This is a genomic window from Rhizobacter sp., assembly GCF_035702065.1.
Classification (GTDB): domain Bacteria; phylum Pseudomonadota; class Gammaproteobacteria; order Burkholderiales; family Burkholderiaceae_C; genus Rhizobacter.
Genome location: NZ_DASSRA010000366.1, coordinates 1 through 21,260 on the forward strand (window position 1 = coordinate 1; position 21,260 = coordinate 21,260).

At 69.6% G+C, this 21,260-nt stretch carries 19 protein-coding genes and 1 tRNA gene; 11 read left to right on the top strand and 9 right to left on the bottom strand.

Going from position 1 to position 21,260, the window contains the following annotated elements:
- Both selB and VFL64_RS16195 read left to right on the top strand, forming a co-directional pair.
- On the top strand, nt 1-1,819 hold a 1,819-nt coding region (gene selB / locus VFL64_RS16190; RefSeq protein WP_489541409.1), incomplete at its 5' end, for a selenocysteine-specific translation elongation factor.
- 8 nt (nt 1,820-1,827) lie between these two features.
- A tRNA-Sec gene (locus VFL64_RS16195) sits at nt 1,828-1,923 on the top strand.
- A gap of 20 nt (nt 1,924-1,943) precedes the next feature.
- Here VFL64_RS16195 and VFL64_RS16200 read toward each other — a convergent pair.
- A complete protein-coding gene (locus VFL64_RS16200; RefSeq protein WP_489541410.1) occupies nt 1,944-3,416 on the bottom strand; it encodes a CYTH and CHAD domain-containing protein in 1,473 nt (490 codons plus the stop codon).
- 141 nt (nt 3,417-3,557) lie between these two features.
- On the opposite strand from VFL64_RS16200, the gene VFL64_RS16205 reads away from it, so the two are divergent.
- From VFL64_RS16205 to VFL64_RS16220, 4 genes are all read left to right on the top strand, one after another.
- A complete protein-coding gene (locus VFL64_RS16205) occupies nt 3,558-4,016 on the top strand; it encodes an SRPBCC family protein (RefSeq protein WP_489541411.1) in 459 nt (152 codons plus the stop codon).
- Entirely contained in the window at nt 4,013-4,351 is a 339-nt protein-coding gene (locus VFL64_RS16210) for an ArsR/SmtB family transcription factor (RefSeq protein ID WP_489541412.1), read from the top strand. Before VFL64_RS16205 ends, VFL64_RS16210 begins: the two co-directional genes overlap by 4 nt.
- On the top strand, nt 4,338-4,808 hold the full coding sequence (locus VFL64_RS16215) for an SRPBCC family protein (RefSeq protein ID WP_489541413.1): 471 nt from the start codon (nt 4,338-4,340) through the stop codon (nt 4,806-4,808). The genes VFL64_RS16210 and VFL64_RS16215 overlap by 14 nt, the downstream gene beginning before the upstream one ends.
- 86 nt (nt 4,809-4,894) lie before the next feature.
- Nucleotides 4,895-5,455, top strand: a complete 561-nt coding sequence (locus VFL64_RS16220; protein WP_489541414.1) for a BPSL1445 family SYLF domain-containing lipoprotein — start codon at nt 4,895-4,897, stop codon at nt 5,453-5,455.
- A gap of 44 nt (nt 5,456-5,499) precedes the next feature.
- Here VFL64_RS16220 and VFL64_RS16225 read toward each other — a convergent pair whose 3' ends face one another.
- Nucleotides 5,500-6,390 (bottom strand): nucleotide-binding protein, encoded by an 891-nt coding sequence (locus VFL64_RS16225; RefSeq protein ID WP_489541415.1) that lies wholly within the window; start codon nt 6,388-6,390, stop codon nt 5,500-5,502.
- Nucleotides 6,391-6,520: 130 nt separating this feature from the next.
- Between VFL64_RS16225 and VFL64_RS16230 the strand changes: the two genes are divergently transcribed.
- Nucleotides 6,521-7,756, top strand: coding sequence for an MFS transporter (locus VFL64_RS16230; RefSeq protein WP_489541416.1), 1,236 nt, complete (start codon nt 6,521-6,523; stop codon nt 7,754-7,756).
- On the opposite strand, the gene VFL64_RS16235 is transcribed toward VFL64_RS16230, so the two are convergent.
- Complete coding sequence (locus VFL64_RS16235) at nt 7,729-8,574, bottom strand: arylamine N-acetyltransferase family protein (protein WP_489541417.1); 846 nt, start codon at nt 8,572-8,574, stop codon at nt 7,729-7,731. The genes VFL64_RS16230 and VFL64_RS16235 overlap by 28 nt on opposite strands.
- Nucleotides 8,575-8,666: 92 nt before the next feature.
- Here VFL64_RS16235 and VFL64_RS16240 point away from each other — a divergent pair, with 92 nt between their 5' ends.
- The gene (locus tag VFL64_RS16240) at nt 8,667-11,411 is read left to right on the top strand and encodes an ATP-binding protein (RefSeq protein WP_489541418.1); all 2,745 of its coding nucleotides are present in this window, start codon (nt 8,667-8,669) and stop codon (nt 11,409-11,411) included.
- On the opposite strand, the gene VFL64_RS16245 is transcribed toward VFL64_RS16240, so the two are convergent.
- From VFL64_RS16245 to VFL64_RS16260, 4 genes are all read right to left on the bottom strand, one after another.
- Complete coding sequence (locus VFL64_RS16245; RefSeq protein ID WP_489541419.1) at nt 11,398-12,933, bottom strand: methyl-accepting chemotaxis protein; 1,536 nt, start codon at nt 12,931-12,933, stop codon at nt 11,398-11,400. The two genes, VFL64_RS16240 and VFL64_RS16245, sit on opposite strands and share 14 nt — an antisense overlap.
- Nucleotides 12,934-13,036: 103 nt before the next feature.
- Complete coding sequence (locus tag VFL64_RS16250; protein WP_489541420.1) at nt 13,037-13,939, bottom strand: DMT family transporter; 903 nt, start codon at nt 13,937-13,939, stop codon at nt 13,037-13,039.
- Nucleotides 13,936-14,430 (bottom strand): methylated-DNA--[protein]-cysteine S-methyltransferase, encoded by a 495-nt coding sequence (locus tag VFL64_RS16255; RefSeq protein ID WP_489541421.1) that lies wholly within the window; start codon nt 14,428-14,430, stop codon nt 13,936-13,938. Before VFL64_RS16255 ends, VFL64_RS16250 begins: the two co-directional genes overlap by 4 nt.
- A gap of 13 nt (nt 14,431-14,443) precedes the next feature.
- Nucleotides 14,444-15,919 carry a DNA-3-methyladenine glycosylase 2 family protein gene (locus VFL64_RS16260; RefSeq protein ID WP_489541422.1) on the bottom strand — a complete coding sequence of 492 codons (1,476 nt, stop codon included), beginning with the start codon at nt 15,917-15,919 and terminating at the stop codon, nt 14,444-14,446.
- Nucleotides 15,920-16,047: 128 nt separating this feature from the next.
- Here VFL64_RS16260 and VFL64_RS16265 point away from each other — a divergent pair, with 128 nt between their 5' ends.
- Genes VFL64_RS16265 through waaA form a run of 3 tightly spaced genes read left to right on the top strand, consistent with a single transcriptional unit; the run spans nt 16,048 to nt 19,697 of the window.
- The gene (locus VFL64_RS16265; protein ID WP_489541423.1) at nt 16,048-17,436 is read left to right on the top strand and encodes a phosphomannomutase/phosphoglucomutase; all 1,389 of its coding nucleotides are present in this window, start codon (nt 16,048-16,050) and stop codon (nt 17,434-17,436) included.
- Nucleotides 17,437-17,454: 18 nt separating this feature from the next.
- Nucleotides 17,455-18,426: a lipopolysaccharide heptosyltransferase I gene (gene waaC, locus VFL64_RS16270; RefSeq protein WP_489541424.1), complete on the top strand. Its 972-nt coding sequence runs from the start codon at nt 17,455-17,457 to the stop codon at nt 18,424-18,426.
- The gene (gene waaA / locus VFL64_RS16275; RefSeq protein WP_489541425.1) at nt 18,384-19,697 is read left to right on the top strand and encodes a lipid IV(A) 3-deoxy-D-manno-octulosonic acid transferase; all 1,314 of its coding nucleotides are present in this window, start codon (nt 18,384-18,386) and stop codon (nt 19,695-19,697) included. The genes waaC and waaA overlap by 43 nt, the downstream gene beginning before the upstream one ends.
- On the opposite strand, the gene VFL64_RS16280 is transcribed toward waaA, so the two are convergent.
- Both VFL64_RS16280 and VFL64_RS16285 read right to left on the bottom strand, forming a co-directional pair.
- Complete coding sequence (locus VFL64_RS16280) at nt 19,694-21,076, bottom strand: TolC family outer membrane protein (protein WP_489541426.1); 1,383 nt, start codon at nt 21,074-21,076, stop codon at nt 19,694-19,696. The two genes, waaA and VFL64_RS16280, sit on opposite strands and share 4 nt — an antisense overlap.
- A 30-nt stretch (nt 21,077-21,106) precedes the next feature.
- Nucleotides 21,107-21,250 carry a rhodanese-like domain-containing protein gene (locus tag VFL64_RS16285; protein WP_489541427.1) on the bottom strand — a complete coding sequence of 48 codons (144 nt, stop codon included), beginning with the start codon at nt 21,248-21,250 and terminating at the stop codon, nt 21,107-21,109.
- Between the last annotated feature and the right edge of the window lie 10 nt (nt 21,251-21,260).

Here is a 21,260-nt window from a genome sequence, read left to right on the forward strand (position 1 = left end):
CCAAGACACCTCCGGTGTCGCCCCCCCGGGGGGGAGCGCCGGCCTTGGGGCGGCCCGGCGGCCGGCTGATGTCGAACGCATCGGCTTCATTGATGTGCCCGGCCACGAGCGCCTGGTGCACACCATGCTCGCCGGCGCAACCGGCATCGACTTCGCGCTGCTGCTGGTGGCCGCCGACGACGGCGTGATGCCGCAGACGCGCGAGCACCTGGCCGTGCTCTCGCTGCTGGGCCTCGTGCGCGGTGCGGTGGCCATCACCAAGTGCGACCGCGTGGATGCAGGCCGGCTCGCCCAGGTGCAGGACGAGGTCACGGCCCTTCTGGCCCGGAGCCCGCTCGCCGGAGCGCCCGTGCTGCCGGTGTCGGCCCACACCGGCGACGGGCTCGCGGCCTTGCGCGAACGGCTGTTCGACGCTGCACGACACACCGCAGCGCGCGGCGCGGCGGGCGAGGCCTTTCGCCTGGCGGTTGACCGCGCCTTCACGCTGGCCGGTGTGGGCACCGTGGTCACGGGCACGGTGCATGCGGGCCAGGTGGCGGTGGGTGACGAACTGGAACTGTGCCCCTCGGCCACGCCGCGCCGTGCGCGCGTGCGCAGCCTGCACACGCAGAATCGCCTTGCCGCAACGGCCCATGCCGGCCAGCGCTGTGCCGTGGCGCTCGCTGGCGTGGACAGGCACGAGGTGGCTCGCGGCCAGTGGCTGGTCACTGCAGGCCGCGCCGTGGCGACCGACCGGCTCGATGCGCGGCTCACCTTGTGGCATGGCGAGGCCAAGCCGCTGCGCTCGGGCGCGCCGGTGCACGTGCACCTGGGTGCCGCCGACGTGATGGGCACGGTGGCCGTGCTGAGCAGCGGCGCCGACAGCCTGCCGCCGGGTGAAGAGGCCTTCGTGCAGATCGTGCTGCGCACGCCCGTGGGGGCCTGGCGGGGTGACCGCATCGTGTTGCGCGACAACTCGGCGAGCCGAACGCTCGCGGGCGGCACCGTGCTCGACCCGTTCGCACCCGTGCGCTACCGGCGCACGCCGCAACGGCTGGCCGAGCTGGCCGCCTGGTCGCTGCCGACCGGGGCACAGCGTTGGTGGGGCCTGCTCGATGCGGCGCCGCACGGCCTGTCGCGCCACCGCTGGGCGCTGGCCGAAGGGCTGCTAGACGACGAGCCCACGCGCACCACCGATTGGCACCTGGGGCCCTCGCAACAAGCGGCGGTGCGCGAGGCCGCGCTCGCCACGTTGCGTGCCTTCCATGCGCGAGACCCCGAGCTGCTGGGCCCCGACAGCGCCCGCCTGCGCCGCCTGGCCGCCCCACGCCTGCCGCTGCCCCTGTGGATCGAGTTGCTGGCCGGCCTGCAGGCCGAGGGGGCGGTGCTCGTGCGTGGCGCGTTCGTGCACCTGCCAGAACACGGCCTGCGCCTGTCGGCCGCCGACGAGCGCATCGCGCAGAAGGTGGCGCCGCTGCTCACCGGCGCCGGCTTCGAAGGCGGCTGGGTGCGCGACCTGGCGCGAGACACGCAGGAGGGCGAAGTGCTGGTGCGCACCACGCTTGCGCGCTTGGCGCAGTGCGGCGAGCTGCACCAAGTGGTGAAAGACCTGTACTACGACCCGGCCACGATGCAGCGACTGGCCGCGCAGGTGCGTGACGTCGCCGCGAGCGGCGGGGGCGAGGTGACGGCGGCGCGGTTCCGCGACGCGACCGGCCTCGGCCGCAAGCGCGCCATCCAGATCCTTGAATACTTCGACCGCATCGGCTTGCTGCGCCGTGTGGGCGAGGCCCACAAGTTGCGCAGCGACACCGCCTTGTTCACGCAGCCGATGAGTTAGCGACACACGGAGGGGAAGCGTCCCCGGTGGGACGGCCGGGCTTCAAACCCGGTGGGTGGCGCCACGCGTCGCCGGGTGGGTTCGACTCCCATTCCCCTCCGCCACCCCCATGCTCAGTTGTCCTTCAGTCGTCCCAGAACGGCTTGAGCTTGCGCATGCGGCGCAAGGCTAGGTGCGCGTTGCGTGCGGTGGTCTCCAGGTGCGCCAGCAGGAAGCCGGCGGCAAACTGCGCAGCCGGGTCGGTGAGCGCGTCATGCCGGAAGTGCTCAGCCGCCACGGCGCAGTCGGTGTGCTGGCCCAGCGCATCCTGCATCGGCTTGAGCGCCTCGGCATACGCGCCTGCCTTGTCGCCGCGCCACAGCGGCTGCGCGAACTCGCTCAGATAGCGCAGGCGCTTGAGCCGCCTGCGCACACGGTGCTGCCGGGCGAGCGGCAGCGAGTCGAACGCACGCCCATCGCGCCGCACCTGGCGGTGCAGGCGGCTCAGCCGTTTGGCGAACAGGGCAGTCAAGGCCTTGGCCGAGAGCGCGCTGACGGCGCTGTCGTCCGCATGCGCAAGGGCCAACAGTTGCAGCAGCACCTGCTGCAGCGCCGGGGCGCGTGCGGCGGCGGTCGTGTCGGCGGTGGGTGGCAGCGTCCACGTGGTCTTGGGGGCACCTGCGGTTTCGAGCAAAGGGCGCACCGCGGCGGCCACTGCCTCGTGGTCGCGCCGTTCGCCCAGGGCCGAGAAGGCCTCGCCCAGCGTGGCATCCCAGCGCGTGTCGAAGCCGGGGCTGGCCGTGGCCAGCTCGCGCAACAGCGTGCGCAGGCGGCGCAGGCCCACGCGGGCCTGGTGGATGTGCTCGGCATCGGCCTGGCCCTCGGCCGTCACGCTGAGGTTGGGCAGCACCTGGGCCAGGGTGTTGAGCAGCAGGGCGCGCAGCATCACGGCGCCGCTTGCCTGCTTGGGCCAGGTGACGGCCTGGGCCTCCAAGGCGGGCGAGGGGCTGCCTCGGCGCAGGCGTTCGCCTTGTTCCGCCTTGGAGATGCTGCTCAGCCACAGGCCGCCTGCGCCCAGCGCGTCGTGCGCGCGGTCGAACAGCGTGGCGAGCGGGCCGGCCAGGTGCTCCAACTCCAGCTCGGCGATCGGCGCTTGCCGCCCGCCCGCGTGCACATGGCCGAGGTCGAGTGCGGCTTCGATGCGCGAGCCGTCGGCGCCTTCGATCACGAGGGAGGCGCGCCACACGTCGGTGGCAAAGCGTTCGATCAAGGCCTGCGGCGCGGCATCGCCCAGTGCCTGCTGCAGGCGTGCCAGGGCGGGTGTGCCGGCATGGCGTGCCAGGTCGAGTGCCGGGGTGTCGCCGGGGGCGGCCTGCACGGCCACTTCGTGCTCCAGGCGGTGCACGGTGCTCTCGCCGGTGGCCTTCAAGGTCTGCACCCAGCGGCGGCCTTCCAGCCGCAGCCGCAGGGCCACACCGGCGGCTGCGAGGCGGCTGTCTTCGGTGTCGAAGTAGCGTGCGCGCAAGCGCTGGCGGCGCGCGCCCTGGGCCTCGAACATCTGCTGCCAGCGCAGCGAGGCCGCGTCGTCGAGGCGGAACTTGAGTTCGAGTTCATTCATGGCAGATGGAGCATAGGCCAGCAGTGAGAAGGGGCATGGGGTTTGACATGCAAGGAAATACTTGCATATCATGAAGCCACGTATTGAGACTCAGCACGCAGCCCATTCGTTTCAACCGCTCTGTTCCTCAGGAGAAAGATCATGGTGGACATCCTGCACAAGGTCGGCATCAAGGCGCCGATCAACGAGGTCTACAAGGCCCTGGCCACGCGCGAAGGCGTGGCCGGCTGGTGGACGACCGAGACCACCGGCGACAGCCGCCCCGACGGGGCGCTCTCGTTCCGCTTCACGCAAGACGGCGTCGAGCTCGGTGCCTTCGAGATGAAGGTGCTCTCGCACAAGCCCGACCGCGAGGTGCTGTGGCAGGTCGACGGCGGCACCGCGCCCGAGTGGATCGGCACACGCATCGGCTACGAGCTCCAGCAGGACGGCGAGTACGTCGTCGTGCTGTTCAAGCACCAGGGCTGGCAGGAGGCGAGCGAGTTCACGCACCACTGCAGCACCAAGTGGGCGATGTTCCTCATGAGCCTCAAGCAGCTGGTGGAAACCGGCCAGGGCCGGCCGCACCCGCACGACGTGAAGATCGACAACTGGAATTGACGACCAAGCTCGACAAGGTCTTCAAGGCGCTCGGCGACCCCACTCGCCGGCGCCTGCTCGACCAACTGCACCGCGACAACGGCCAGACGCTCTCGGCCCTGTGCGAGCGCATGGACATGACGCGCCAGGGCGTGACCCAGCACCTGCAGCTGCTCGAAGAGGCCAACCTCGTGGCGGTGGTGTGGCAGGGCCGCGAGAAGCTGCACTACCTCAACCCCGTGCCGCTGCACGAGATCTACGAACGCTGGATCGCCAAGTTCGAACGTGGGCGCCTCGGTGCGCTGCACGACCTGAAGACCCAACTGGAAGGAAGTGACGACGATGACAAAGCCTGACTTCGTGTACGTGACCTACATCGCCACCACGCCCGAGAAGGTGTGGCAGGCCTTCACCGACCCGGCGGTGATGCGCCAGTACTGGTATGCGCCGCACGAGGACTGCGGTGGCCACACCAACGTGAGCGACTGGAGACCCGGTTCGCGCTGGGAGCACCAGAGCGTGGCCACGGCCGGGCGCGTCGACATTGTCGGCAAGGTGGTCGAGAGCGCGCCGCCGCACCGCCTGGTCTACACCTGGGCGCGCCCGTCTGAAGAGAGCGACGCATCCAGGCACTCGCGCGTGGCCATCGACATCGAGCCCAACGGCCCCGGCGTCGTGCGCGTGACCGTGACCCACACGGATCTGGACGCCAAGATGCTCACGGGCATCTCGGGTGGCTGGCCCAAGGTGCTGTCCAACCTCAAGACCCTGCTGGAGACGGGCCGGGCGCTGCCAGGATCGGGGAGCGTCTAGGCTGCCCTCGGCCCTTGCCGCCTTGGCGGTTCGGGAGTAGCTTCCGGGTTCCCCAACTCAGGCCCTGCCACCAGAAGGAGAACCGCATGTACCGTCGCACCCTCTTGCTCGCTGCCGGCTCTTCCGTCTTCGCCGGCTGCTCCACCACCAGTTCCGCCCCGTCCGACGCCGCGGCCAAGCGCGCGGACATCAACGCCTCGGTCGACCGGGCGCTGAGTGACCTCTATGCCCAGGCCAAGGGCTCGCGCGAACTCGTCGCCAGTTCCCGCGGCGTGCTCGTGTTCCCGAAGGTGGTGTCCGCCGGCTTCGTGGTGGGTGGCAGCTATGGCGAAGGCGCGCTGCGCAAGGGCGGCTCCACCACGGGCTACTACAGCACGGCTGCGGGTTCGGTCGGCTTGCTGGCCGGCGCGCAGTCGAAGGCGGTGTACCTGCTGTTCATGACGCAGGAGGCGCTGGCCAAGTTCGAAGCGAGCAAGGGCTGGACAGCTGGTGCCGACGCCTCCGTGGCCTTGGTGAACGTCGGTGCCGATGCGCAGGCTACGACCAAGACCGTGCAGCAGCCCATCGTCGGCTACGTGCTCACTAACGCGGGCCTGATGGCCAATCTCAGCCTCGACGGAACGAAGTTCACCAAGCTCGAACTCTGAGACCGCGCGCGAACGACGCGGGCATGCGGACGTTTGGGCGTTCGTCAGCGCTGCAGCAAGCGCCCGACGCCCAGCGACTGAAGCAGGTTGCCCACGCGCGTGGCGACGCTGGGGTTCTTCGGCACGGGCTTGGGTACTGCGGGGGCCACGGGGCGTGGCTTGGGCGGAGCCGCCTTGCCGTACACCAGCAACGAGGCCTGGGCGGGCTTGAGGCTGTCCGCCCGTGAGCCGTTGGGTGCGGGCGTGGCCACGGCGGGCGCCGCCTTGACGGGTTCGATGGGCGCGGCCGGGCGGCGCAGCACCGGGTCGAGCCAGCGCAGGATGGGTTGCCACTGCGCGAGGTCGGTCTCGACCTTGGCGGGCGGCATGTCGAAGAGGGTCAGCCCCTGCTCGACGCAGCGCACATAGCCCTGCGTCTCGCGCAGCACGCCGATGAAGGGCAACTTCTGCTTCTCGGCCCATTCCTTGATGACTTCGTCGGCCTTGGTGCGCGCGTCGAGCCGCATGCCCACGGCCGCCACCTGGCAGCGGCCGCTGGCCACGCGCGGCAGGGTCTGCAGCTCGGCATAGCAGTCGGCGGCGGACTCGCGGTCGAAGACCGAGTTGCACACTGGCATCAGGATCACGTCGGCAAACATCACCACGCGGGCGAGGTCGAAACCGCGCAGGCCGCCGGGGGTGTCGAGCACGACGTGGGTCACGCCGGCCGGCGCACGCAGCACGCTGCGCGGGTCGACCGTCCAGCCGACGATGGGGGCCTTGGTGGGGACGGACTTGGTGGCCCGCAGCTTGAGCCAGGCCTGGGTGGACTGCTGCTTGTCGACATCACCCAGCATCACGGGGATGCCGTTGTGGGCGCAATAGGCCGCGAGGTGCGTGGCCAGCGTGCTCTTGCCGCTCCCACCTTTGCGATTGACGACTGCTACGACAGGCATGTGTATCCCGGGGGCGCCTCACCGGCGACGACCAGGGGCCAGCCATTACATCACCAAACGGGTGCGCGTTACATAGGAGGCTGCCCTCGTAGCGGGCGGGGTGTGCAAAGCGTCATGCTGCGGTCACTTCATGGCCGACCATCTGCCCGATTCCCGTTACGCCTGGACACGACTGTGGGCCACGCTCGCCCTCATGACGATCGGCAGTGCCGGCATGTACGTGGTGGCCGTGGTGCTGCCCTCGGTGCAGGCCGAGTTCGGCGTGGCGCGGGCCGATGCCTCGCTGCCCTACACGGCCATGATGATCGGCTTCGGTGTGGGCGGCATCGTGATGGGCCGCCTGGCCGACCGCTTCGGCGTGATGGTGCCGGTGCTGATCGGCGCGGTGTGCCTGGGCGCCGGCTTCGCGGCCGCGGCGTCGGCGCCCAGCATCTGGTGGTTCTCGGCTGCGCACGGTGTGCTGATCGGCCTCTTGGGCTGCTCGGCCACTTTTGCGCCGCTGGTGGCCGACACCTCGCTGTGGTTCGTGAAGCGGCGCGGCATCGCGGTGGCCATCTGTGCCAGCGGCAACTACCTGGCCGGCGCCATCTGGCCACCGATCGTGCAGCACTTCATCGAGGTCGCGGGCTGGCGCCACACCTATCTCGGGCTCGGCCTGGTCTGCGTCGTCACCATGCCCTTGCTGGCCCTGGTGATGCGGCCCCGCCCGCCGCGGGCGGTGGCCGGCGGGGGCGCGACACAGGCGGTGGCAAGCGACCGGCCCTTCGGCCTCTCGATGGGCCGTGCCCAGGCCCTGCTGTGCGTGGCCGGCCTGGCCTGCTGCGTGGCGATGTCGATGCCGCAGGTGCACATCGTGGCCTACTGCGGCGACCTGGGCTACGGCGCGGCACGCGGGGCCGAGATGCTGTCGCTGATGCTGGCCTGCGGCATCGTGAGCCGGCTGGTCTCGGGCGCCATCTGCGACCGCATCGGCGGCCTGCGCACCCTGCTGCTGGGCTCGGTGCTGCAGGGCGTGGCACTGCTGCTCTTCCTCCCCTTCGACGGGCTGGTGTCGCTCTATGTGATCTCGGCCCTGTTCGGGCTGTTCCAGGGCGGGATCGTGCCTTCGTACGCCATCATCGTGCGCGAGCACTTCCCGCCGGCCGAGGCGGGCGCGCGCGTGGGCACGGTGCTGATGTTCACGCTGCTGGGCATGGCGCTGGGCGGGTGGATGTCGGGCAAGGTGTTCGACCTCACCGGCTCGTACCACGCCGCCTTCATCAACGGCCTGGCGTGGAACGCGCTCAACCTGTGCATCGCACTGTGGTTGCTGCGGCGCACGCGGCGGCGCGCACGGGGCTATGTGGCGGCGGGCACCACGAATTGATCCAACCCCTTGGGCACCCGCTCGTAGAGACGGCCGAGCACCGCCTGCGGCAGGTGCAGCTCGAACTGCTCGATCAGCACCGCCTCGAAGTCGGCCTGCGAGGCGATGCGCCGCACCTGCGGCGGCTCGCCCGGGCGGCGGCGGATCAGCCTGTCGTTGAAGAGGCCGGTGCGCAGCTGAGGCGTGAGCCGCTCCATCAGCAGGTTGTGGCAGAAGATGGACCCAGGGTGCGTGCCTGTGAACCAGTTGAGCGGCTCGTAGTCGATGTCGAGCTGCGGCTGCAGCGTGAAGCGGTACATCGGCGCCCAGCCGGCCGGCAGCAGGCTCTCGACGGTGTACTCGTCGCCTTCGTTCGTGATGCGCAGCTGCCCATCCGAGCTGCGCTGCGGCAGGTCGGGCGTGAAGCGCAGCGGCAGGTTGACGCGGTGGCCGCCGAAGCCCACGTCGGCGATGTAGGCGCCGTCCTGGTCGGCCACCTCCACCTTCAGCAGCATGTGGCTGCGCGCCCGCGGCGGTGCGGCGGGGGGCTGCATCCACACCACGCGGGCGGCCAGCGCGGTGACCTGCATGCCCAGCTGCAGCAGCACGTCTTTCAGCAGCAGGTTGTGTTCGTAGCAGTAGCCGCCGCGCCCCTGCTCGATGAGCTTGGTCTGCAGCGCCGCCAACGCGAGGGTGGGGCCGGTTCCCAGGAGCGGGTCGATGTTCTCGTAGGCGATGCGGTCGCAGTGAAGGGCGCAGAGGTCTTGCAGCACCTCGAGCGTGGCGGCGCGCGGGCCCGCGTAGCCGATGCGCTGGAAGTAGGTATCGAGTCGGATCATCGTGGTCGGTTGAAGGCGAAACTGACTTATAACAGCAGGCCTTGCCGGCGCTCTCTTCTCGCGACCACGCCACACGTTCCCAGCCCTCCGCCATGAACGACCTCAGCATCCGCGCACGGCTCACGTTGCTGATTGCGCTGCTGCTGGTACTGATGGGCGTCGCAGCCGGGTTCGCGCTCTACCAGCTGCGCAACGTGACGCTGTCGGTGAAGACGGTCTATGCCGACCGCGTGCTTCCGCTGCTGCAGTTGCGCGCCGTGGCCAACGCCTACCTGCTGACCATGCCGAGCGTGGTGCGCGAAGTGCGTGACGGCCACCAGGACGCTGCTGCCGGCGTGGCCGAACTGGAGTTCACCCGCAAGGACGCCCGCGAACAGTGGGCCCGCTACAAGGCCACCTACCTTGTGCCGCAGGAGAAGGCGCTGATCGCCGAGGCCGAACCCCTGATCGCGCGTGCCGAGGTGCTGAATGACAAGGCAGCCGACCTGCTGCGCCGCGGCGACGTGCCGGGCATGCGCAGCTTCGTCGCCAACGACCTGTACCCCGTGCTGCAGCCGCTGGACGTGGTGCTCGAGCGGCTGAACGAGGTCCAGGCCGTGGAGGCCGACACCGAAGCCAGGGCCAGCCAGGGTGCCTATGCCGCAGGCCTGTGGGGCCTGATCGCGCTCGTGGCCCTGGCCTTGACGCTCGGGGTGGGCCTGGCGGTGGCGGTGGGGGGGCGCTACGCGCGCGAACGGCGCGAAGGCGAGGCGAGGGCGGTGCACCAGGCCCATTGCTATGCGGCCTTGTCGCGCACCAACCAGATGATCGTGCGGGTGAGTGACGCGAAGACGATGTTCGAGGAGATCTGCCGCATCTGCGTGGAGACGAAGCTGGCACGCGTCGCGTTCGCGCTGCGGCTGGACGGGGAGGCGATCACGGTGGCCGGTTCGGCGGGTCCGGCCGCCGACGTGCTGGCCGTGGCACCGACGAAGCTGGAGACGACCGGCCCCCTGGCCAAAGGCACGGCGATGGAGACGCTGCGCGAAGGGCGGCGCACCATTGCCAACGACTACCTCAATGACGAGCGCACGGCCCTCTGGCACGACCGCGCCCGGGTGCTGAACATCCGCGCCGTCGGTGCCTTCCCTGTGCGCCGCGGCGGGGCCGTGGTGGGCAGCCTGCACCTGTTTGTCGACCAGGTTGGCTTCTTCGACGAGGCCCGCATCGCCTTGCTCGACGAGATGGTCGGTGATCTGTCGTTCGCGCTCGACAACATCGACCGCGAGGCGGCCCGCGTGCGCGCCGAGCAGCAGGTCGAAGCCGGCTATGCACGACTGCGCCGCGTCTTCAACCTGATGCCGGTGTCGATCCTGATGATCTCGCGCCGGAGCGGCCGCGTGATCGAGACCAATGCCACCAGCTCGCAGCGCTACGGCCGACTGCCCGAGGAGATGATCGGCCGCACCATGGCCGACCTGGGCATCGGGCTGGAAGGGGACGAGCGCGAGCGCTTCTATGCCACCCTGGACAGCCAGCAGGTCGTGCGTGAGTTCGAGGCGCGCCTGCGGTCGGCTCGCGGCGAACTGCTCGACCTGCTGATCAGCGCCGAGCTGATCGACTACCAGGGCGAGCCCTGCGTGCTCACCGTGAGCCTCGACATCACCGAGCGCAAGCGCCGCGAACAGGCCGAGCGTGAACGCCTCGATGCGCAGGCCTCCAGCCACGCCAAGACCGACTTCCTCTCGCGCATGAGCCACGAGCTGCGCACGCCGCTGAACGCGGTGCTGGGCTTCTCGCAGCTCATGCAGACCGATGCGCACGAGCCGCTGTCCGAGCGGCAGCGTGCGCGCGTGGAGTCGATCCGCCAGGCCGGCTGGCACCTGCTGGCACTCATCAACGACGTGCTGGACGTCTCGCGCATCGAATCGGGCCACCTGCAGGTGGAGTCGCGCGGGGTCGATCTCTGCCTCCTGCTCGACGAAGTGCTCGACCTTGTGCGTGCGCAGGCCGACACTGCAGGCGTGCGGCTGGAAGCGGCCTACCGCCAGGCGCCCGCCGCCGTGGTGCAGGGCGATCCGTTGCGGCTGCGCCAGGTGATGCTCAACGTGCTGAGCAACGCGGTCAAGTACAACCGGGCCGGCGGATCGGTGCACGTGAGCCTGCGGGTTGCCGACAAGCGTGCGGTGGTGGCTGTCACCGATACCGGCATCGGCATGACACGCGCCCAGCTCGACAAGCTGTACGAACCCTTCAACCGGCTGGGGCGCGAGAGCAGCAGCATCGAGGGCACCGGCATCGGCCTGGTGCTCACGCGCCAGCTGGTCCACCTGATGCAGGGCAGCCTGGAGGTCGAGAGCGAGGCCGGGCGCGGCACCACGGTGCGGGTGACGCTGCCCCAGGGCGAGCCTTTGTCGCAGCGCGGTGAGCTGGATGCGCGTGCATTCACCCAACCCGGCGAGCTGGGACAAGACGCGCCGCAGGGCGTGGTGCTCTACATCGAGGACAACCCCATCAACCTGCTGCTGGTGGAGCAGCTGCTGCTGCCTTGGAAAGGCGTTCGCCTGGTGCAGGCCGAGACGGGCGAGAAGGGTCTCGAGCTGGCACGCGCGCTGCACCCCGATCTGGTGCTGCTCGACATGCGCCTGCCCGACATGGACGGGCCCGAGGTGATGAAGGCCTTGCGCGTCGACCCTCAGACGCGCGACCTGCGCGTGGTGGCGCTGTCGGCCAGCGCCATGCCCGACGAGGTGGCGCTGGCGCGCGAGAGCGGAGCCTTCGACTACTGGACCAAGCCGCTCGACTTCGAGCGCTTCATGGCCGACCTGCGCCGGTTGTTGCCTGTCAAGCCAGCTTGAAGACGGCCACCGTCTGCGCCAGGCTCGCGGCCTGGTGCTTGAGGCTTTCGGCGGCGGCCGCGCTTTCTTCCACCAGCGCGGCGTTTTGCTGCGTCACCTGATCGAGCTGCGCCACCGCGTCGCCAATCTGGCCGATGCCCTGGCTTTGCTCGGTGCTGGCGCTGCTGATCTCGCCGATGAGGTCGGTGACGCGCTTCACGTGCGTGACGATGTCGTCCATGGTCTTGCCGGCATCGAGCACCAGGCGCGAGCCGTTGTCCACCTTGGCCACGCTCTCGCCGATCAGGCTCTTGATCTCTTTTGCAGCCTGCGCGCTGCGCTGCGCCAGGGTGCGCACCTCGCCGGCCACCACCGCGAAGCCGCGGCCTTGTTCGCCGGCGCGGGCCGCTTCGACGGCCGCGTTCAGCGCGAGGATGTTGGTCTGGAAGGCGATGCCGTCGATCACGCCGATGATGTCGGCGATCTTGGCCGAGCTGGCGCTGATGTCCTGCATGGTGCTGATCACTTCGCCCACGACCACGCCGCCCTGGGTGGCGGCAGTGGTGGCGCTGCCGGCCAGTTGCGTGGCCTGGCGCGCGGTGTCGGCGCTCTGCTTCACGGTCGCGGTGATCTCTTCCATCGACGCGGCCGTCTGCTGCAGGTTGCTGGCCTGCTCTTCGGTTCGTTGGCTCAGGTCGGCGTTGCCTGTCGCGATCTGCGCCGAGCCCGTGGCGATGGAGTCGGAGGCGTTGCGCACCTGGCCGACCACGTTCACCAGGCTTTCGTTCATGCGCTTGAGCGCGGCGAGCAGCTGGCCGGTCTCGTCCTGGCTGGTCACTTCGATGCGCGAGCCGAGGTTGCCGGCGGCCACGGTCTCGGCCACCTTCACCGCCTGCGCGATGCCGCGCACGATGGCACCGACCAGCAGCCAGGCCAGCGTGCCGGCCAGGCCCACCGCGAGCGCCGAGACGATGAGGTTGGTCCAGAACACGGATTCGTACTTGGCCTGCGACTGCTTGTAGTCGGCCTCGGCCACGTTCAGCTGCACCAGCGTGAGATGGTTCAGGGCGTCGGCCACCGGGTCGACGGCGGGGTACATCTCGGTGGCGGTGAAGGTGCGCACGCCTTCGCCATCGTTCTTCTTCAGCAGCTCGACGAGGTGGTCGGCAGCGGTGTTGGCAGCCTTCATCGCGGGCTCGGCCTTGGCCACCAGGGCCTTCTCCTCGTCGACCAGTTCGGTGGCCAGGTAGGCCTTCCAACTCTTGTCGATGCTGCTGCGCGCCTCGGCGAGGGCCTTGATGCCTTGCTCCGGCTTCATCGCGCCGTCACGTGACTTGTGCGCCGTGTCGACCACGCCGATGAAGTAGCCGTCGGCCACTTCCTTCAGCTGGCGCAGTGGCACCACGCGGTCGTTGTAGACCGAGGCCAGGACGGCGTTGCTTTCACGCAGGCGGTAGATGCTCGCGCCGGCCGAGATGACGAGCAGCACCAGCAGTGCGGCCACCAACCCGAGCAACCGGGTCTTGATACTGAGCTTGTTCATGGCTGCCTCCAGCAGGTGCGACGGAACGGAAACGTCAACCTGAACTGTCGGCTAACAGTTCCTCTGGCGAAGGGCAGAAACGAGCGGTCTTCGGCGCCTACATTTACAAGGGCTTGCGGCTCGCACCAAATGCGAGCGTCGGCTTGAGCACGCCGGTGGCGAGGCTGGTGCCGAGCAGGATCACCGCGCAGCCGAGGGCCATGACCGCGTTCACGCGCTCGCCGAGGAACACGCCGCCCCACACCACCGCGAACACCGGGATCAGGAAGGTGACCGAGATGGCGTTGGCCGGCCCCACGTGGGCGATGAGGCGGAAGTACAGCAGGTAGGCCAAGCCTGTGCAGGCCACGGCCAGCACCAGCGCGAAGAGCCACGCGTGGGCCGTGGGCGCCTGCTGCGGCCACCACCACCAGGCGGGCAGCGCCAGGGCGATCAGCGCCGAGAGCTGGCTGCCGGCGGCCACGGCCATCGGTGGCACGCCCGTCAGGTAGCGCTTGGTGAAGCTGGCCGAGAAGCCGTAGAACAGCGTGGCGACCAGGCAGGCCGTCACGGCCCAGGCGCGGTCACCGGTGCCCGCCTTGAATGCGGCCTGGTCCCACACCAGCCACAGCACGCCGGCAAAGCCGATCACGAGCCCGGCGATGCGTGCCGGGGTGAGCTTGTCCTTGAGCCACAGCCACGCGATCACGGCGCCCCATAGCGGCGAGGTGGCGTTGAACACCGCCGACAACCCGGCATTGAGCGTGAGCGCCGCGAAGTTGAAGCACATGAAGGGCAGGGCCGAGTTGGTCAGCCCGACGACGAAGATGGCCGGCGCATGCCGGCGCAGGGCCCCCAGCTGGCCCTGGTAGGCGAGCAGCGGCAGCAGCAGTGCCGCGGCCCCGGCCACCCGCACGAAGGACAAGGCCACCGGGCCGAACTCGGCGGCACCCAGCCGCATGAAGAGGAAGGAGGCGCCCCACAGCGCGGCGAGCGAGACGAGTTCGAGCAGGTCGCTTCGCTTCACAGGGCGCCCTCCAGTGCAAGCAGGGCGCGCTTGCGCTCCAGGCCGCCGGCGTAACCCGTGAGGCTGCCGTCGGTGCCCACCACCCGGTGGCAGGGCACGATCACGCTGACCGGGTTGCGGCCGACCGCCGCGCCCACTGCACGCATGGCCTGCGGCGAACCGAGGCTGCGTGCCACGGCGGCGTAGCTCTGCGTGGCCCCGGCCTCGATGCCGCACAGCGCGCGCCACACCGATTGCTGGAAGGGCGTGCCCTGCAGGTCGAGCGGCAGGTCGAAGTGCGTGCGCGTGCCAGCGAAGTATTCGGCGATCTGCGCGGCGGCTTGCTGCAGCAAGGGGTCGTCGGGCCGCTCGGGCGCGTCCAGTTCATCGGGGTGCCACTTCTGGGCTTCGAACCAGGCGCCCGCCAGGCCGGCCTCGGTGCGCGCGAGCAGCAGGGTGCCGAGCGGAGAGGTGGTGCGGGCCTGCGCGGTGATGGCGTGCTTGGGTGTCATGGTGCGTGTCCTTTCAAACCAGGGTGTTCCACAGGCGCAGGACGGCGTAGGCGCGCCAGGGGCGCCAGCGGTCGACGAGGGCATCGGCCTCGCGCTGCGTGGTGACGTTGAAGAGCGGCTTCATCGCGTTGAGCACGGCCACGTCCTTCGGCGGGAAGGCATCGGGCCAGCCGAGCGCGCGCATGGCGATGTAGTGCGCCGTCCACGGGCCGATGCCTGGCAGGGCGCGCAGCGTGTCGATCAAGGCCTCCGGCGCGTGCTGCGTGTGCAGCTTGCCCGCGATCTCGGGCCAGGCCTGGGCCAGCGCGATGATGGCCCCGGCCCGCGCGCGGATGATGCCCAGCTCGGCGATGTGTTCGATCGGCGTGGCGGCGATCACCGCCGGAGCCGGGAAGCAGCGCGAGATCTCCGGCCACGGCGTGGCGATGGCTTCACCGAAGCGTTCGACGAAGCGGCACGACAGCGTGCGTGCGGCGGCCACCGTGACCTGCTGGCCCAGCACGGCGCGCACCACCATCTCGAAGGCGTCCACGCAGCCGGGCAGACGCAGGCCGGGCGCGCCGGGCAGATCGGTGAGCGTGCTGTCGATGGCCTCGGGCGAGGCGTCGAGGTCGAGCCAGCGCCGCACGGCCGCGACCACGCGAGCGCTGTGCGGTGCAAGGGCCGGGGCGAAGCGCAGGCGCACGTGGGGCGCACGCGTGGGTGTCTCGGGCACGAACTCGGCCTCCAGCCAGCCGGCGGGGGTGGCCACGGCGCCTGCGCGCAGGCTGCGGCGGATGCGCAGGCCATCGACGCATTCGACCTCGGGAATGGCGCGCTGGCCCAGGAAGCGCAGCATCGCCGTCATGTCGTACGGCGCGCGGTAGCCCAGGCGCACATTGATGGCGTCGTCGGCCGGGGCGGCATCCTCATCCACTTCATCGCGCAGGCGGCTCGGGCTCATGCGGTAGCTCTCGGCGAAAGCCGCGTTGAAGCGGCGCAGGCTGCGAAAGCCGCTGGCCAACGCGACCTGTGCGACGGGAAGGCGCGTGTCGGTCAGCAGCTGCTTGGCGAGCAGCAGGCGGCGCGTCTGCAGGTACTGCAGCGGTGTCACGCCGTGCTCGGTGGCGAAGATGCGGCGCAGGTGGCGGTCGCTCACGCCCAGGTGCTCGGCGAGTGTCGTCATGGAAAGGTCGTCTTCGTCGCCGAGCCGGTTGTCCAGCCATTGGGCGGCCTGGCGTGCCAGGGTGCGCGAGGCGTCCATCACGGTCCATGCCAGGCCCGGTCCGGGCGCGACCTCGGGGCGGCACTTCATGCACGGGCGAAAGGCTTCTGCCTCGGCCTGGGCGGGCGTGCTGAAGAAACGGCAGTTCTCTCGCTTGGGTGTGCGCACACGGCACACGGGGCGGCAGTAGACACGGGTGCTGGTCACGCCCACGAAGAGCCGGCCGTCAAAGCGGGCATCGCGGGCCTTGAAGACCTGGTAGGCGGCGTCGGCGTCGAGTGTCATGCAGCCGATTATGGGCGCCGGGTGGGGTTGAACTCGCCGTTTCCGGACATGTCCCAGCCCGGGCCGGGACTGCCCGGGACCGTCAATTGCCCTGCCTACAATCCGCCCACATTCAGGAGAGCCCACCCATGCAAGTCACCGCGTCGAACTTCAAGGCCTATGACATCCGCGGCATCGTCGGCAAGACGATCGACGAAGCGTTTGCCGAACACCTGGGCCGTGCCTTCGGCAGCGCCGCCGTGAAGGCGGGCGAGAAGGCGGTGGCGGTGGGGCGCGATGGGCGCCTGTCGGGCCCGGGCCTGGTGGCCGCGCTGATCAAGGGCCTGGTGTCGACCGGGCTCGACGTGGTCGACCTCGGCGCCGTGACCACGCCCATGCTCTATTACGTGGCCGCCACGCGCGGCAAGCATGGTTGCAACTCGGGCATCCAGGTCACCGGCAGCCACAACCCCAAGGACTACAACGGCTTCAAGATGGTGCTGGCCGGCCGCGCCATCTACGGCGACGAGATCCAGGCCCTGCGCACGCGCATGGAGAAGGAAGACTATGTGACCGGCAAGGGCCGCTCGGCCAAGATGGACATCCTCGCCGAGTACACGCACCGCATCGCAAGCGACTGCAAGCCGGTGCGCAAGATGAAGATCGTGGTCGACTCCGGCAACGGCATTCCCGGTGCCTCGGCGCCCGGCATCCTGCGCGCACTCGGTTGCGAGGTGACGGAGCTGTACTCCGAGGTCGATGGCGACTTCCCCAACCACCACCCCGACCCGAGCAAGCCCGAGAACCTGGCCGACCTGATCCGCACGGTGAAGAACACCGACGCCGAGATCGGCCTCGCCTTCGACGGCGACGGCGACCGCCTGGGCGTGGTCACGAAGGACGGCAACATCATCTACCCCGACCGGCAGCTGATGCTCTTCGCCATCGACGTGCTCGACCGCAACCCCGGCGCGACCATCATCTACGACGTGAAGTGCACGCAGCGCCTGGCGCCCGTGATCCGCGAGCATGGCGGCAAGCCGCTGATGTGGAAGACGGGGCACTCGCTTGTCAAGGCCAAGCTGAAGGAGACCAAGGCGCCGCTCGCGGGCGAGATGAGCGGGCACATCTTCTTCTCCGAGCGCTGGTACGGCTTCGATGACGCCACCTACACGGCGGCGCGCCTGCTGGAGATCCTCTCGCGCAGCAAGAACCCGAGCCAGGTGCTGAACGACCTGCCCACGAGCTTCAACACGCCCGAATTGAACGTGCCCTGCGCCGAAGGCGAGCCGCAGCAGGTGGTGAAGAAGCTGCTGGACAACGCCGACTTTCCGGGCGGCGAAGTCGGCACCATCGACGGCCTGCGGGTGGACTACGCCGACGGCTTCGGCCTGATCCGCGCGTCGAACACCACGCCGGTGCTGGTGTTGCGTTTCGAGGGGCACACGCCCGAGGCGCTGCACCGCATCGAGCGCGACATGATGGCGGCGTTGAAGGCGGCCAAGCCCGACGCTCACGTGGCGGCAGCGGCACACTGATCGCCTGCTGACCCGGCCGTGCGCGTTCTGCTCGTCAAGCTCTCCTCGCTGGGCGATGTGGTGCACGCCATGCCGGTGGTGCACGACATCCAGTCCGTGTACCCCAATGCCAAGATCGACTGGGTGGTCGAGCCCGCCTTCGCGCCGCTGGTCAGGCGCGTGCGCGGTATCGATGAAGCCATCGAATGCGCCCAGCGCCGTTGGCGCAAGGGCTGGTGGACGTCGGCCGTGCGAGCCGAGTGGCGCAGCTTCCGCAACCGGCTGCAAGTTCTGCGCTACGACGCGGTGATCGACCTGCAGGGACTGACCAAGTCGGCCATCGTCGCCCGCCTGGCCAACGGCCCGAGCTTCGGCCTGGCCAACCGCACCGAAGGTTCCGGCTATGAAGCCCCGGCGCGCTGGCTGGTCGATCAGCCGATCCCCATCGAGCCTCACATTCACGCCGTCGACCGCTCGCGCGAGCTGGCGGCCCGTGCGCTCAACTACACCGTGAACGGCTCGCCGCGATTCGGCCTGCAGGCGCAAGCTGCTCGCTCGGCGCAACCCACGGTCGTCTTCGTGCATGGCACCTCGCGTGACGACAAGCTGTGGCCCGAGGAGAACTGGGTCGACCTCGGCAAACGCATGATCGCCTCGGGCTTCGCCGTGGCGCTGCCGCACGCCGGGACCGAGGAGCTCGCGCGTGCGCAGCGGCTGGCCCAGGCGTTGGGTGATCGCGCAATCGTTTGGCCGGCGATGTCGCTCGATGCGCTGGTCGACCAGATGGGCGCCACGCAGGGCGTGATCGGCGTCGACAGCGGCCTCAGCCACATCGCTGTGGCGCTCGACCTGCCGCACGTGCAGCTCTACAACTTCCCCACCGCATGGCGCACCGGGCCGCAGCTCGCGCACGGGCACCGGCACCAGGTGTCGATCGAGCGCGATCCGACGCCTGAAGTGGACCTGGTATGGGCCACCTGGCAGGTTGTCAGAAGGGCAGGCCGAGTGTGAAGAGTTGGCTGGCGCGCAAGGCCTATTCGACCCTGTTGCGCCTGCTCAAGCCGGCCTACGTGCTGCGCCTGTGGTGGCGTGGCCGGGCCGAGCCCTTGTACCGACATGCCATCGGCGAGCGCCTGGGGGACTACCGCGGCGAGCAGCAGGCCGGCGCGCTGTGGGTGCATGCCGTCTCGCTTGGCGAGACGCGTGCGGCCACCGCGCTGATCGAGGCACTTCGCCGTCAACGTCCCGGCCTGCGCCTGCTGCTCACCCACAGCACCGCCACCGGACGTGAAGCCGGCCAGGCGCTGCTGCGCGAAGGCGACGCGCAGGCCTGGTTGCCCTACGACACGCCCGGCGTGGTGAAGCGCTTCTTCGAGCAGTTCAAGCCCGCGGTCGGCGTGCTGATGGAGACCGAGATCTGGCCCAACCTGCTGCACGGGGCGCAGTCGACGGGTGTGCCCATGGTGCTGGCCAATGCACGGCTCAGCGCCAAGAGCTTTCGCCAGGGCCAACGCCTCGCCGCAGTCATGCGGCCGGCCGCCGAGTCGCTCAGGCTCGTGCTGGCGCAGACCGAAGACGACGCGGCACGCCTGCGCGATTCGGGCGTGCGCGAGGTGGTGGTCTGCGGCAACCTCAAGTTCGACATGGCGCCCGACGAGCGCCTGCTGGCGCGTGGCCGCGACTGGCGGGCTCGGTTGGGCCGGCCGGTGGTGATGGCCGCCGTCACGCGCGAAGGTGAAGAGGCCATGCTGCTCGCGGCCTGGGCCGGCGTGCCGGCAGCAGAGCGGCCGCTGCTGTTGATCGTGCCGCGCCACCCGCAGCGCTTCGATGAAGTCGTGGGCCTGATCCAGTCCGCCGGGCTCACGCTCGCGCGGCGCAGCCAGTGGGGCGATGAACCCGATGCCGCGGCGCGTTCGGCCGACGTGTGGGTTGGCGACAGCATGGGCGAAATGCCGCTCTACTACGCGAGCGCCGACGTGGCCTTGCTCGGCGGCAGCTTCGCGCCGCTGGGCGGGCAGAACCTGATCGAAGCCGCGGCCTGCGGCTGCCCGGTGGTCATGGGGCCGCACACCTTCAACTTCGCCGAGGCGGCACAGCTTTCTCTTGCGGCGGGCGCCTCGGTGCGCGTGGCCGACATGGCCGAAGGCGTGTCGCGTGCACTCGCGCTCGCTGGCCACGCCGAACGCGACGACTACGCGCGCCGCGCCGTCGCCTTTGCCGCGCAGCACCGCGGCGCGGCCGAGCGCATGGCGCAGCGCATCGCGCCCTTGCTGAGCGCTTAGCGCTCCAGCAGCGCGTTGACCTTGCTCACGTCTTCCGGCACCAGGATGCCGGCCACCTGGCGCAGCTTCAGGCCGTTCACCAGCACGTCGTAGCGCTGCTTGGCGAGGTCACGCTGGGTGGCGTAGAGCTGGGTCTGGGCATTGAGCACGTCGATGTTCACGCGCACACCGACCTTGTAGCCGAGCTGCGTGGATTCGAGCGCCACCTTGCTGGAGGCTTCGGCGGCTTCGAGCGCCTTGACCTGGGCCTCTTGCGACTGCACCAGGAAGAAGGCCTGGCGCGTCACCTGGGCCACCAGGCGGCGCGACGATTCGAGGCTGTTGCGCGCCTGGTCTTCGAGAGAGAGCGTTTCCTTCACGCGGTTCTGCACGGCGAAGCCGGCGAACAGGGGGATGTTGACCTGCACGCCGATGCTCGACTGCTTGTTGTTGCCCCAGTAGTCGACGTTCTGCGGCAGCGGCGAGATCCCGCTGATCTGCGAGCCCACCGGGTTGGAGCGCCCGACCCCGTAGCTCGCGGCCAGCCCCGCGGTGGGCAGGTGGCCGGCGCGGGCCTTGGTGGTCTCGAGCTGGGCGATGTCGTAGCCGATCTGGGCGCGGCGCACGATGGGTGTGTTGTCGGTCCCGGCCACCCATTCCTCGACGTTGTTCGGGCTGGCCGGCGGCAGCACCACCGGCACGGCCAGCGGCTTGGGCGTCACGTTCTCGCGGCCGATCAGCCGGTCGAGGGCGATGCGCTTGGTCAGCAGGTCGTTCTCGGCGCCGATCTCCACCGCACGCGACAGGTCGTAGCGCGCCTCGGCCTCACGCGTGTCGGTGATGGTGGCGGTGCCGACCTCGAAGTTGCGCTTGGCGGCGGCCAACTGCTCGGCGATCGCCTTCTTGCTCACCTGCGCCGTGGTGAGGGCGTCCTGTGCGGCGAGCACGTCGAAGTAGATGGTGGCCACGCGCACGATCAGTTCCTGGTCGGCCGTCTGCAGGTCGGCCTTGGCGATCTCCAGGCTGAGGTCGGCCTGCGAGATGGTGGCGTCGTTGGCTCGGTTGAACAGCGATTGCGTCGCGAGGATGTTGCCCGAGGCGCCATTGGTCTTGAGGTCGGAAGTGGTCGTTCCTTCGACGGTCGTCTCGTTGGTGGTCTGGCTGGCACCCACGGTGGCCGACACGTTGGGCCGCCTCAGCGCATGGGCCTGGGCCGCCCGGTACTGCACCGAATCGACCGCCGCGCGGGCGGCAAGGTAGGTCGCGTCGTAGCCGCGCGCGATGTCGTAGACCTCTTGCAGGTTTTCGGCGTGGGCGAAGGGCACGGCGCCCAGGGTCAGGGCGCAGGCCAGGGCCACACCAGTTAGCGGCGGCAGGCGAAACAGGGAGACAGCGGACATGAAACGTTCCTTGCGTTGAAGGTTGTTCTATCAATAGGTCGGCACGGACGCGTCGACCTCGTGGGCCCAGGCATCGATACCGCCGGCGATGTTGTACACGTGCTCATAGCCCTGGCGCGCCAGGAATGCGACGACCTGCAGACTTCGCACCCCGTGATGGCACAAACCGAGGATGGGCTGCGAC

Bases quoted from the DNA above. Each gene is read 5' to 3' on its own strand.
- VFL64_RS16230 (WP_489541416.1), top strand. From the start codon at position 6,521: ATGGCCGACCATCTGCCCGATTCCCGTTACGCCTGGACACGACTGTGG.
- VFL64_RS16265 (WP_489541423.1), top strand. From the start codon at position 16,048: ATGCAAGTCACCGCGTCGAACTTCAAGGCCTATGACATCCGCGGCATC.
- VFL64_RS16255 (WP_489541421.1), bottom strand. From the start codon at position 14,430: ATGACACCCAAGCACGCCATCACCGCGCAGGCCCGCACCACCTCTCCG.
- VFL64_RS16220 (WP_489541414.1), top strand. From the start codon at position 4,895: ATGTACCGTCGCACCCTCTTGCTCGCTGCCGGCTCTTCCGTCTTCGCC.
- VFL64_RS16240 (WP_489541418.1), top strand. From the start codon at position 8,667: ATGAACGACCTCAGCATCCGCGCACGGCTCACGTTGCTGATTGCGCTG.
- VFL64_RS16200 (WP_489541410.1), bottom strand. From the start codon at position 3,416: ATGAATGAACTCGAACTCAAGTTCCGCCTCGACGACGCGGCCTCGCTG.
- VFL64_RS16260 (WP_489541422.1), bottom strand. From the start codon at position 15,919: ATGACACTCGACGCCGACGCCGCCTACCAGGTCTTCAAGGCCCGCGAT.
- VFL64_RS16280 (WP_489541426.1), bottom strand. From the start codon at position 21,076: ATGTCCGCTGTCTCCCTGTTTCGCCTGCCGCCGCTAACTGGTGTGGCC.
- waaA (WP_489541425.1), top strand. From the start codon at position 18,384: ATGGGCCACCTGGCAGGTTGTCAGAAGGGCAGGCCGAGTGTGAAGAGT.
- VFL64_RS16245 (WP_489541419.1), bottom strand. From the start codon at position 12,933: ATGAACAAGCTCAGTATCAAGACCCGGTTGCTCGGGTTGGTGGCCGCA.
- VFL64_RS16225 (WP_489541415.1), bottom strand. From the start codon at position 6,390: ATGCCTGTCGTAGCAGTCGTCAATCGCAAAGGTGGGAGCGGCAAGAGC.
- VFL64_RS16205 (WP_489541411.1), top strand. From the start codon at position 3,558: ATGGTGGACATCCTGCACAAGGTCGGCATCAAGGCGCCGATCAACGAG.
- VFL64_RS16235 (WP_489541417.1), bottom strand. From the start codon at position 8,574: ATGATCCGACTCGATACCTACTTCCAGCGCATCGGCTACGCGGGCCCG.
- VFL64_RS16215 (WP_489541413.1), top strand. From the start codon at position 4,338: ATGACAAAGCCTGACTTCGTGTACGTGACCTACATCGCCACCACGCCC.